Annotated in this window: 12 protein-coding genes; 3 read left to right on the plus strand and 9 right to left on the minus strand. The window is 33.8% G+C overall.

The window, feature by feature from the left end; all coding sequences use genetic code 11:
- Window positions 1–9: 9 nt before the first annotated feature.
- Window positions 10–3,156, minus strand: coding sequence for a UvrD-helicase domain-containing protein (locus FNW17_RS01900; protein ID WP_143391578.1), 3,147 nt, complete (start codon window positions 3,154–3,156; stop codon window positions 10–12).
- Window positions 3,157–3,463: 307 nt separating this feature from the next.
- Complete coding sequence (locus FNW17_RS01905; RefSeq protein ID WP_143391579.1) at window positions 3,464–4,531, minus strand: type I restriction endonuclease; 1,068 nt, start codon at window positions 4,529–4,531, stop codon at window positions 3,464–3,466.
- A 198-nt stretch (window positions 4,532–4,729) separates the two neighbouring features.
- Here FNW17_RS01905 and FNW17_RS01910 point away from each other — a divergent pair, with 198 nt between their 5' ends.
- Window positions 4,730–4,948 carry a helix-turn-helix domain-containing protein gene (locus FNW17_RS01910; protein ID WP_143391580.1) on the plus strand — a complete coding sequence of 73 codons (219 nt, stop codon included), beginning with the start codon at window positions 4,730–4,732 and terminating at the stop codon, window positions 4,946–4,948.
- Between the two features lie 257 nt (window positions 4,949–5,205).
- The gene (locus tag FNW17_RS01915; protein WP_143391581.1) at window positions 5,206–5,811 is read left to right on the plus strand and encodes a superoxide dismutase; all 606 of its coding nucleotides are present in this window, start codon (window positions 5,206–5,208) and stop codon (window positions 5,809–5,811) included.
- 135 nt (window positions 5,812–5,946) lie between these two features.
- On the opposite strand, the gene FNW17_RS01920 is transcribed toward FNW17_RS01915, so the two are convergent.
- The 6 genes from FNW17_RS01920 to FNW17_RS01945 form a co-directional block, all read right to left on the minus strand.
- Window positions 5,947–6,852: a pseudouridine synthase gene (locus FNW17_RS01920; RefSeq protein ID WP_143391582.1), complete on the minus strand. Its 906-nt coding sequence runs from the start codon at window positions 6,850–6,852 to the stop codon at window positions 5,947–5,949.
- A gap of 383 nt (window positions 6,853–7,235) precedes the next feature.
- Window positions 7,236–8,156, minus strand: coding sequence for a geranylgeranylglycerol-phosphate geranylgeranyltransferase (locus FNW17_RS01925; protein ID WP_143391583.1), 921 nt, complete (start codon window positions 8,154–8,156; stop codon window positions 7,236–7,238).
- Between the two features lie 7 nt (window positions 8,157–8,163).
- Window positions 8,164–9,102 carry a mevalonate kinase family protein gene (locus tag FNW17_RS01930; protein WP_143391584.1) on the minus strand — a complete coding sequence of 313 codons (939 nt, stop codon included), beginning with the start codon at window positions 9,100–9,102 and terminating at the stop codon, window positions 8,164–8,166.
- Between the two features lie 14 nt (window positions 9,103–9,116).
- Complete coding sequence (locus FNW17_RS01935) at window positions 9,117–9,419, minus strand: type II toxin-antitoxin system RelE/ParE family toxin (RefSeq protein ID WP_143391585.1); 303 nt, start codon at window positions 9,417–9,419, stop codon at window positions 9,117–9,119.
- Window positions 9,420–9,421: 2 nt separating this feature from the next.
- Window positions 9,422–9,640: a hypothetical protein gene (locus tag FNW17_RS01940; protein ID WP_144070745.1), complete on the minus strand. Its 219-nt coding sequence runs from the start codon at window positions 9,638–9,640 to the stop codon at window positions 9,422–9,424.
- A gap of 28 nt (window positions 9,641–9,668) precedes the next feature.
- Window positions 9,669–10,751, minus strand: a complete 1,083-nt coding sequence (locus FNW17_RS01945; RefSeq protein ID WP_144070746.1) for a diphosphomevalonate/mevalonate 3,5-bisphosphate decarboxylase family protein — start codon at window positions 10,749–10,751, stop codon at window positions 9,669–9,671.
- An 85-nt stretch (window positions 10,752–10,836) separates the two neighbouring features.
- Between FNW17_RS01945 and FNW17_RS01950 the strand changes: the two genes are divergently transcribed.
- Window positions 10,837–11,313, plus strand: coding sequence for a TspO/MBR family protein (locus FNW17_RS01950; protein ID WP_126563189.1), 477 nt, complete (start codon window positions 10,837–10,839; stop codon window positions 11,311–11,313).
- Between the two features lie 63 nt (window positions 11,314–11,376).
- On the opposite strand, the gene fbp is transcribed toward FNW17_RS01950, so the two are convergent.
- Window positions 11,377–12,396, minus strand: coding sequence for a class 1 fructose-bisphosphatase (fbp, locus tag FNW17_RS01955; RefSeq protein WP_143391588.1), 1,020 nt, complete (start codon window positions 12,394–12,396; stop codon window positions 11,377–11,379).
- Window positions 12,397–12,418 lie beyond the last annotated feature (22 nt).

Below are 12,418 nucleotides of genomic sequence, written 5' to 3' on the forward strand. Positions count from 1 at the left end.
CATAAGTTTTTACAAATTTACCACATTAATATTCTTACCTATAAATACAAGAGATTTTTTTACGACTTTGTATCCCATCAATTCGATGGCGTTTTGATACCTTTCTAATTGCAATTGATACTTAGGATTATGTGTTCCGGTTTTATAATCTAACAAATAAACTTCTTTGTTTTTAGCCAAAACCATTCGATCTGGTTTGATGGTTTTACCTTCCTTTTGAATAATCGTTTGCTCATTCAAGACTTCATTCCCTTCTTCAAAATAATTTGACAATTCAGAATGATTGACGATTTCCTGAATAGTTTTAAAAACAAGTTCTTTTTGATTTACTGTAATTAACCCACTTTCGACAGCTTTTGTAATCGCTAAATCAACATCGCTCTTTGTTTTCACAAAAGACAAAATCTCGTGCACTACATTTCCATATTCTATAGCTTCTTGTTGATGCGTTCCCCACATTACCGATTCACGTTGGGCAATTTTGATGTTTTTTGGATTCAAAACTTCATTGACGGATTGAATCTGTTGCACCTCTTCGGTTTTATCACTTTCAGAAGATAATTTAGTTGGATTCCCAAACTCATATTCTAATTTTTCTTCCTCGAATTCTCCTTTATTATCCAAATAATTTACAAAAAAAGTGGACATATTATTCTTTCTAGCTAGACCTTTAGAATCTAAATTCATATTCGAAATCACATACAATTGTTCTTCGGCACGAGTCAAAGCCACATACAATACATTGACATTGTCCAATAATTCTTCCTGTGATTTTTGAACATAAACTGTTTTGGCTACTTCTCCAAAACCTTCCACCGCTTTGCTATTATCTACTAAAACTTTTGGCAAACCAAAATCATCTACTTCGGTATCAATCCATAATTTATTTTTGGGACTACGACTGTAATCTTCTTCGGCAAAAGGCATAATCACCACCGGAAATTCCAACCCCTTCGACTTATGAATGGTCATAATTCGAACCGCATTTTTGCCTTCGGGAGATGGAATGCTGAATTTCTCGGCATTTTTATCCCAGTAATTCAAGAAATCCGAAATTCCTGCTTGGTTGCGCACATCACGTTCCAGAACAATGTCAAGGAAATACTGAACGTATGCATTACCGTTTTGGGATTTCAGAAATTTATTTATTATCGTTTCCACCGATTCATACAGCGATTTTTTTCGAATGTCTTGAAATGAAAGGGAAATATCGAAATTTGTTAACCAATTTTCGAATTCAGTTTCCTGTTTTTTGTCCATTCCTTGGGCAATGAAATCGTGAATTGGCAATTGATCCTGAATGTGTTCAGCAACATAATGAAGAAAATGCGCTTTGGCTTCTAAATCGAAACTATTTTTTAAATATTTTAATAAATAAATAATAAAACGAACCTCGGTTGCATTTTGAATCATCAAGGTTTCCGAGGATAAAAGCGGAATTCCTTGCTCGGTCAAATAATTAGCAACTGCAATTCCGTGACTGCGTTTTCGTGTCAAAATAACAATATCTTTGAGTTCAAAACCTTGCTGTTTTACTTTTTGAATGGTGTTTAAAGTCGCCAATAAATACAATTCGGTTTTATCTAATGCTTCGTCGGATTCGCTTTCTTCTGTTTTTGGAATGAAAGAAATATTAACATAACCACCTGTTTTTGCATTCGTTTTTTGACGGCTATGATTTTGGTATAAATCTTTGTAATCTTCGTGTTCGAATTCGTTAGCCATCAATTGAAAAAATTCGTTATTGAATTCGATTATTTGCGAATAAGAACGGTAATTTTTATCTAAATGTTCTAAAACTTTTTCTGGATTATTAAACGGATTATGCTCTTTACTCAACTCGATAAATTGCTCTGCTTTTCCGCCACGCCAACGGTATATGGATTGCTTTGGATCGCCCACAATCATCAGCGTTCCTTTCTCTCCGTCAATTTCGCTTGATGTGGCATTGTCAATCAACGGAATCAAGTTTTGCCATTGCATTTCCGAAGTATCCTGAAATTCATCAATGAAAAAATGGCGATACCGTTCGCCCAATCTTTCATAAATAAAAGGTGCTGGCTGGTTTTGAATTTCGCGATGAATAATGGCATTGAATTCCGAAATGGAAAGTACCTTTTGTTCTTCCTGAATTTTGGCTAATTCGTTACTAACCGTATTTAACAACGATAATGGTGTGATATTTTTCAGAAATGCTTTGTAGAAATCTCGCTTTTCGAAATTCTTGTAGATCTTGTCGAGAATCTGTAACAATTCTGGAATAATGTTTTCAATTAAAGCACTATCTTTAGCCGTTTTGTTGATTTTAACATCGTCGAATTCGTGATACGTTTTGTTTTTTGGGTTAAATTTTCCTTCTTGAATGCTTATTAAATGTTTTGGAAAATAGGCTCCAGAAAATGATTTAGTGTCTATTCCTTTATTTTCAATCAGCAACAAAGCAGTTTCAGCCAATTCGGTATTTTCTTTTTCTAAAACTTTACAGGCTTCGGCGAGTTTCTTTTTTATTTCAACAAATTCAGCGATGGTTTTGTCTTGAAAATGGGTTATTTCATTCCGATTATTTTCATTGAGGACCAAACGACCAGTGTCGAGAATTTCACGCGAAATGTCCCAAGATTTGTCGTCGTCGGTTTTTTCCATTGTGAAATCGATGAGCAATTTAGTCAGGGTTTCATCTTCACCCGCTTGAGCAATAATGGCATCAACGGCTTCGATGAGTAAACTTTCGGTATCTAAAGTCACTTCAAAAGTCATTGGCAAACCTAAATCGTGAGCAAACGCCCGAATGACTTTGTGTGTAAATTTATCGATGGTAGAAATATCAAAAGCGGCATAATTATGTATAATATGCTTGATGATTTGCTGTGATTTGGTTTTGATTTGAATGATGGAAAGTTCCGTTTCTTTCGTCAAATCTTGCATTAAATCCTGTGCTTTTTGACTCGGTTCGTCTTTGGCAAATTCGGATAAATTGCCCACGATTCTGCTTTTCATTTCGTGAACCGCTTTGTTGGTAAACGTAATTGCCAGAATGTTGCGATAGGCATCATTTTTCTTGGCAACTAGAATAATTTTCAGGTATTCTTTGACGAGCGCATAGGTTTTACCTGAACCTGCCGATGCGTCGTATATGGAGAATGATGGTCTTTGCATTTGTTTTTTTGTTTTTTTGATTAACCACGCTCATAATTCAACGGATTAAAATCCGTTGCTACACTATATTCCGTTCCTACGGAACTTTTACACAATCTAATAGAGCCTTAGGCTCGGCACATTTTGTAAGGCTGGACTTTAGTCCAGTTTACAACCTAAAAAATAGAAAAAAGAGCTGTAGGCTCGGTTTAATTTAATCACTCAAAAATGAGTTGCTATACTTTTGGATAAAGCCAATAAATTTAAACAAAAAACCTTTGACTTAAGCCAAAGGTAATTCAAACTATGAAAACAAAAAACATCATTTTTACTTTTCGTACATTTCAATAGTCTTCAACAATTCTGTTGAATATTTAAAAATATCGTCCAAAGTTTCTATTTCATTTTTAGTTTCTTTCTTGTTTTCATCGAACAATCCAATGAATTTTTTTCCGCCGTTTAAATATAATCTACAAACTGCTTTTCGATTATTGTCATCAAGAAAAATGGCAAAATAAGATTGCGCATCTCTATATGTTACTCTAGTTGCTGGTATGTTTTGTCGTAAAATAGTTTTCACGATTAAAAACCCTTCCAATTCTTCGGCTGTTGTATTTACTTTGCTAATATCTTCCAGATTTTGTTCTGCTGAAATTTCGGAAGAATTTTCAATTTTGCTTTTTTCGTCTTCTTTTGACAACGCAGTTTTTAATCTGTCGGTGATTAAATCGCTAATGTAATGCTGAATAGACTTTTTAGTTAATTCTGTAAATTGTTCCAAAACCCTTGCTGTTACAACGCTCGGATAAACTTGTTTGGCAAAATGCTTTACAAATTCTGGAGTTGGTTCTGTAAGTTCTTTGTTTAGCAAATGTTTGAGTTCGTTCATAAATTTCATTTCACTGGCTGTATTTACAATGCTTTCGGCATCGAAATTAGCTTTGTGAAATTTTTTCAATTCCTCAATTTGGTTGTCTTTAATTTCGGTAATGTTAAATTCTAAAAATGGTTTTTCGTCCATTTTATTGGGCATTACTAAATCGGAATAAAATCGATAAACAATTCCGTTGGTCAACAATCCGAACTTTGCTTTTGAAACGTGAAAATATCTTAAGAGCTGTCCATCGTGGACATTCAAATTTTGTCGCCAATCTTTACATTCAACTAAAATCGTTGGATTTCCATCTTTGAAAATGGCATAATCAATTTTTTCGCCTTTTTTAATCCCGATGTCAGCAACAAATTCAGGAACAACTTCTAATGGATTAAAAACATCGTAACCTAAACTTTGTAAAAAAGGCATTATGAATGCGTTTTTCGTAGCTTCTTCGGTTTGAATGTTGTCTTTGTGTTTTGTTCGATCAGCAATTAATTTAAGTTGGTCTTTTAAATCCATAATTTGTTGTTTAGTTTATTGTTTTTTGCTTTTGCAGTTTGCTTATTTCTAATCTTATCCCAAATCTATCGACGAAAAACCACAATACTTTACGGCTTTCCACATTTGGACAAAATATTTTTTTTAGTTATCATTTACGATAACCATATTAAACAAATACATACCAAATTTTGACTTGTCGTAAATGATAATTAAAGTTTGGAAGAATCAATACAAATACAAGTTGGTAAACAAATTCAGAAGATCCGAAAAGAGAAAAATATAGGGCAACAGGATTTGGCTGACAAATGTAATTTTGAGGAAAGTAAAATATCTAGATTAGAAGCTGGCAGAGCAAATGCAACCCTTTCTACTTTGGAAATAGTATCAAAAGTTTTGGAAATAAACACAATCGAATTATTCAAGTTTACCAATTAGAAGTTTTTGAAACTCATAATCATAATTCAAAAAACTAAATTTCTCTTATCCCGAATACCCTAGCCCAGATAGCAGTGGAAATCCTTTTCTTTTTTTTCTTTAAAAAAAGAAAAGATTGCAACGGAAAGCTGGAAATAGCTCCTAAAAAAACAATTATCAATTTATTTAATAAAACTATAACGAAATAGAATTTCCTTTTCAAAGTTAATTGTTTAATTTTGAATAAAATATTTATAAATCACTTAAACAACAATATTATGGCTTTTGAATTACCACAATTACCTTATGCTTACGACGCATTAGAACCTCATATTGATGCTCGCACGATGGAAATCCACCATACAAAACATCATAATGCATATACTACTAATTTGAATGCTGCTATTGCAGGAACGGAATTAGAAGGTAAAACTATCGAAGAAATTTTAGGAAATCTTGATTTGAAAAACGGTGCTGTTCGTAACAACGGTGGTGGTTTTTACAATCACAATTTATTCTGGACTGTAATGTCTCCAAACGGTGGTGGATTGCCAACTGGTGAATTAGCTGCTGCTATTGATAGCGCTTTTGGTTCTTTTGATGTATTTAAAGCGGCTTTTGCCAAAGCTGGAGCGACTCAATTTGGTTCAGGATGGGCTTGGTTGTGTGTGAAAGACGGAAAACTTGAAGTTTGCGGAACACCAAACCAAGACAACACTTTGATGCCTGGTGTAGGTTGTGGAGGAACTCCAATCTTAGGAATGGATGTTTGGGAACACGCTTATTACTTGAACTACCAAAACAGAAGACCTGATTATATTGAAGCTTTCTTTAGTGTAATTAATTGGGAAGAAGTTTCTAGAAGATTTGCTGCGGCAAAATAATCTTTTTTATTCCGAAATGTGGAATTAGCAAAAAGGCAAGAAGAAAGAATTACTCTTTTCTCTTGCCTTTTATCATTGAATAAATGTATGGTATGTTATGATTTTTTCTATCAGATTTTTTGATTACAGAAAAAATTATACGTTTTTCAAATTAATGATTTCTTGTTCAGTAAGTAATCTCCAGTTTCCTCTTGGTAAATTCTTTTTGGTCAAACCTGCAAAAGCTACTCTGTCAATTCTCAAAACATCATAACTAAAATTCTCAAAAATGGAACGAACCACTTTAACGTTGGCTGATCTTAATTTCAATCCAATTTCGCTTTTTGCTTCACCTTCGATATAACTGATGTCTTCAACAAAAACTCGGTGTCCATCAAGAACTAAACCCTTGTTTATTTTTTCTAAATCTTCAAATTTCAGATTTTTATCTAAAGAAACTTGGTAAATTTTGGATGATTTGTTCGTTGGTAAAGTAAATTTACGAATCATGTCCGTATCATTTGTAAACAATAAAAGACCAGTCGTGTTTTTATCCATTCTTCCAACAGCTCCAATTTTTGCAGTTGTTGATCCTTTTACCAATTCCAAAACATTACGGTATTCCTGACCTTCGTCAAGTGCTGTGGTAAAGTTTTTGGGTTTGTTTAGCAAGATGTACACTTTTTTCTCTGGTGTCAAAGTGGCTCCATCAAAATTCACGACATCTCCTGGTTTTACCATATAACCCATTTCGATTACAGGAATTCCATTTACTCTTACGTTTCCAGATTGGATGTAAATATCGGCATCACGACGGGAACACACTCCAGAATTGGAGATGTATTTATTCAAACGAATTTCGTCTTTTACTTTTGGTCTTTTTGGTGCCTGATTTGGTTTTTTCTCCACTTTGTCAGTTGTATCTGCAACTTTGACAATTGTCTTTACTTTTTTAGGCCCTTGTGCCCTTTTTTGCATCGCAGGTTTTGGCTTATTTGAGCTTGGCCTAGAGCTGTTTGCTCTACCGCCGCTTTTATTATTGTTGCCTTCCTTGTTATTCATAATATTCTATAATTTGTGCAAAGATAGTTTTTTATTGCTTAATAGTTGATTGTTTTTGGATTAGGCAGGGCATTCGATATTAAAATAGAATCCTGCTGTAAAGAATAAAACGCCACAGATTCACAGATTTTAAATATAAAAATTGTTTTTAACACTATAGTTTTAAGAGTTTTTTAAAACCAAGTATCCATTTCATAAATTAATTTCTCTTTAAAATCTGTGAATCTGTGGCTTACTTTTTTTAAAAGCGAATTCCGTGTGGATTAGGGTTTTAGTCCTGATAACAGTGAAAATCTTTTTGTGCAGTTGTTCGGCACAAAAGATCGAAACGAACAGCAGGACACGAGCAAAACGAGCTGACGAAGTAAATAGCTCCTAAAAAATTAAATTGATTGCAGCAATTTTTTCCCGTGCCACAATACACTTGGGTTAATGAGAATGATGCTGAAAACGCCTGTCACAATAAGAAATTTCAATACATTATGGAGTTGTACAAATTGTTCTTTTGTATTCGATTTCCAAAGGCGTAGCAAGAAAAAAATCAAGATTATTAGGCAGAAATAAAAATACATATCCATATATCCCACGTCGAAAATTTCGATTAAAACATAGACTGGAATTATAGTCGAAATTGTTAAGAAGGTAATTATTTTTTTGGAAATATCTTCCCCATAAGTGATGGGAATGGTTTTGTAATCGTTGGCCAAATCGCCTTTGATGTTTTCCAAATCTTTGATTATTTCGCGTATCAAAAGTAATAAAAACAAGAAAGCTGCGTGACCCAAGATAACTTCGTACAAATTTTTGTAATACAAAAGAATGGCGAAAAAAGGTAGAATTGCTAAAAAGGCAGCAGTTAAATTCCCTATTATGGGGTATTTTTTGATTCTATGTGAATAATACCAAATTAAGAAAATATAAGCCGAAAAATATAAAAAAGCACGCCAAGAAACAAAAATTGCCAAAAAAACAACAATAAAATTCAAACTAAAATAAACTTGTAATTTTGTTTTCTGACTAACCAATCGGTCGAGTATAGACTTGTTGGGGCGATTGATTAAATCCTTATTACTGTCGTAAAAATTATTAATGATGTAACCCGATGCAATTGTCAGCGAAGAAGCAAAAACAATGATGAATAAATCGAAATCGAGTAGGATGGACAAGGCTCTTTTTTCGGGTGCAAGTATAAATATTGCCGAAAGATATTGGGCCAAAACTATTATCGGAATGTTGTACCCTCTAATTACAGAGAACAAACTGACAAATTTCATCACTAAAAGTTTGTTCTTTCTGTTGAGCATTTTTTTTTTAGAATTGATAAACGACTTCTAATTTATAGTCTTTTAAGGAAATTCTTGCTTTTTCTAGGTTTTGAGTAAAGCCAAGAATGTAACCGCCACCACCTGAACCACAAAGTTTTAGATAGTAATCATTCGAGTCAATTCCTGCTTGCCATATGCCGTGAAATTGTTCCGGAATCATAGGTTTGAAGTTGTTCAAAACGACTTTCGAAAGTTTTTTGGTGTTAGCAAATAAAGATTTCATATCGCCGCCCAAGAAATTTTCGACACAAGCATCGGTATGTTTTATGAATTGCGATTTCAACATTTTTCGGAAACCTTGATCTTTCAATTTTTCCATAAAAATAGTAACCATTGGAGCAGTTTCGCCAACAATTCCTGAATCCAATAAAAATACGGCTCCGTTTCCTTCCAAACTTTGGGTCGGGATTCCTGTTGCCTCGATATTGTCTTTAGAATTGATTAAAATAGGAATGCTCAAATAGCTGTTCAAAGGATCCAAGCCAGAACTTTTCCCGTGGAAAAAGGATTCCATTTGGGAGAAAATAGTTTTGAGTTGTAATAGTTTTTCCCGAGTCAAATTCTCTAGAACCGTGATTTTATTTTGTGCATATTTATCATAAATAGCTGCGACCAATGCACCACTGCTACCCACACCATAACCTTGCGGAATGCTGGAGTCAAAGAACATTCCAGTATCGACATCGTTTTTTAGAGTCGCTAAATCAAAAGTAACCAACTCGGGTTGTTCGCTTTGCAAAGTTTCTAAATATGAAAGAAAACGCTTTAAATTCCCGTTAGATTTTATAGCTTCGGCTGATGGATTTTCTTCTCGTTTCAGCGCACCATTATAAAAATTGTAAGGAATAGACAAGCCTTTCGAGTCGCGAATAATTCCGTATTCTCCAAAGAGTAATATTTTTGAGTAAAATAAAGGTCCTTTCATATATTAATTTGAACTTATTTTATTTTGTTAATTTTTGTTGGGTTTTGTCTGGTATTAAAAACCGAAAGTACAATAATATGCTTGCTGTTAAAATGATAAAATAAAGTCGATTGTTTGCTGATTACAGCTTTTCTAATCTTTCTATTTACATTCGAAACTGGAAATAATTCTGGATTTTCACCGATTAAATTTAAAATGTACTTGATTTTATTTGAAAACTTCTTTTTTGTTTTTTCATTCCATTTAGATTCCAAATAATCAAAAACATTTTGAATTTCAATTTTGGCTCGAGGAGTAATTACGACTTCTCTTTTCATTGCTAAAGGTGTGGTTTTATAAACTCATCAAATGATGAATATTCACCTCTTTCATATTGCTCCAATGATTCGTTTAAGATATCTTGTTGCTCCTCCGTTAATTCATCCCAAAAATCTTTTTTTTTGGTTTTGAATATTTTTTTGATAGAGGCAATTATAGACTCATCGTTGGTTTCAGACAACAATTTTAGTAACTCTGATTTCTCTAATTCAATGTTCATATTGTATCAAATTAAAAATTAAACGTTTTTAGTTTTCGATAGAACCAATTCCAATTTCGTCACAAATGTACTGACCATTTTGACAATAGTCAACTAATTCGTCCTTAATAAATTGCAAAACACTTTCTTTAGTATTTTCTGGATACAAAACATGTACGTTTGCACCAGCATCCAGAGTGAAACAAACCGGGATTTTGGTTTCATTTCGAAACTTCCAAATTGCATTAATTATTTCCAGTGTGTTGGGTTTCATTAAAATAAAATACGGAATCGAGGTCATCATCATCGAGTGCAAAGTCAAAGCTTCGCTTTCGACAATTGTGATGAATTCGTCTAAATTTCCGCTTTCGAAAACTTGGATTAATTTTTCCAAGTTTTCGTGAGCTTGTTCAAATCGCCTTTCGGCAAAAAGATGTCCGTTCATTAAATTATGACCCACGGAACTCGAAACTTGTTTTTCGCCTTTGTCAACTAATAAAATCGTGTCTTGAAAATTTTTGAAATTATCGTGTATGGCGTTTGAAAATTGAACGCCAAATAAATCGGAACTCCCTTGAATATTTTTATGTTCTCCCCAAACAACCACTTTTCCTTTTACGCTTCGGCAAGCACTTCCCGAGCCCAAACGCGCCAAGAAAGAGGCTTTTTGATAAAAATAATCTTCCGTCATTTCTGGGTTTAACGCTTTTTCCAAACTCATTAAATTCATTGCCAAAGCTGCAATTCCTGAAGCTGACGAAGCAATTCCGGAACTGTGTGGAAAAGTATTTTGGGTATCAATAGTAAATTGATATTTCTTTAAAAAAGGCAAATAAACCAAAACTCTTTCAAAAAATTGTTGGATTTTTGGTTTGAAATCTTCTTTCGGTTTTCCTTCAAATAGTAAATCAAAAGAAAAAGTATCTTGGTTTTGTTTTTTGGCGAAAGCCAATTTGGTAATCGTTTTGCAATTATTCAAAGTGAAACTCACCGAAGGATTGGCTGGAATTTGTTTGTCTTTTTTCCCCCAATATTTAACCAATGCGATGTTGCTTGGCGAACTCCATTGAAATTTTCCTGTTTCTATAGAATGAGAGTATGGTGATGGTATAAAATCGTTTGCTGAAAACATCAATTTAAAATTTGGGCAAAGATACTGATTTCTTTCATTTGTTGAATCGGTCAAAGTTTTGATTAAATTTGAAAAAAATTAAACGATGAACAAGATTTCCAAAATTCTAGTTGTAGTGGTTACGTGTTTAGTGGTAGGCTATTTTTCAGGTATAATCACACGTTCGGCAATAACGACTTGGTATCCCACATTGGTAAAACCTAGTTTTAATCCGCCAAATTGGATTTTTGCCCCCGTTTGGAGTATGCTTTACATTATGATGGGAGTTGCGGCAGGATTGGTTTGGAATCGTATGGAACAAGAAAAAGAAGCGGTCCAAAATGCCTTGGTTTTTTTCGCCGTTCAATTGGGGTTGAATGCCTTGTGGTCCTTCATGTTTTTTGGTTTAAAAAACCCAATGTTGGCTGGTCTAGAAATTGTAATCTTATGGTTGATGATTTATGAAACCTTTTCCAAATTTGTTAAAATTAATAAAATTGCAGGTTATTTATTGATTCCGTACTTGCTTTGGGTGAGTTTTGCAACGGTTTTGAATGCGAGTATTTGGTGGTTGAACCAATAACTTTCAAAATTTTATAAAATAAAGGAAGCTCTTCAATTGGAGAGCTTCCTTTATTTTTGGGTATTAGTATTTGCTTAATTTGGCCAATCGCATAAAATCTTCGGCCTTTTCGACCATATTATAACTACCACAAAAGAAAGGCGCCCTTTCGTGTAATTCTTTGGGTTCAATTTCCATTATTCGATTCAATCCATCCGATGCTTTTCCTCCGGCTTGTTCTACAATAAACGCCATAGGATTGCATTCATAAAGCAATCTCAACTTCCCTTTGGGTGATTTTGAACTGGTTGGATACAAATAAATTCCGCCTTTTAGCATATTTCTGTGAATGTCAGAAACCAAACTTCCTATGTATCTCGATGTATAGGGTCTTTCGTCCTCTTCGAGTTGGCAATATTTGATGTAATCTTTTACGCCTTGCGGGAAATGAACGTAATTCCCTTCGTTTACAGAATAAATAATTCCGTTTTTTGGAAATTGAATATTTGGATGTGAAAGATAAAATGTTCCAATAGCTGGGTTCAAAGTAAATCCATTTACACCATGACCAGTGGTGTAAACTAGCATTGTCGAGGTGCTGTAAATTACATAACCAGCCGCAACTTGATTGATACCAGGTTGCAAGAAATCTTCAATTGTTACAGGAGTTCCTACGGGAGAAATTCTTCTGTAAACCGAAAAAATAGTTCCAACAGAAACATTTACATCAATATTCGATGACCCATCGAGTGGATCCATCAAAACCACATATTTATTATTGTGACAATTATCATTCCCTTCCACGGTAATATATTCGTCGTTTTCTTCGGATGCAATTCCGCAAACAATCTCGCGATTTATAAGGGTTTGAATAAAGATTTCATTAGCATAAACATCTAATTTTTGCTGATCTTCTCCTTGAATATTTTGTGCGCCAGCCGCACCAATGATATCGACCAATCCCGCTTTATTCACTTTATAATTGACCACTTTGGCGGCTAATCTTATAGAATTAATGATTCTTGATAATTCGCCTGACGAATATTGAAAGGCAGCTTGATTTTCGATAATAAATTCTCCTAATGTCTTGTTGCGTTCTTCCATAGCGAAATCGTTGTAGTTGGTT

This window comes from Flavobacterium franklandianum (assembly GCF_007097365.1).
GTDB lineage: Bacteria > Bacteroidota > Bacteroidia > Flavobacteriales > Flavobacteriaceae > Flavobacterium > Flavobacterium franklandianum.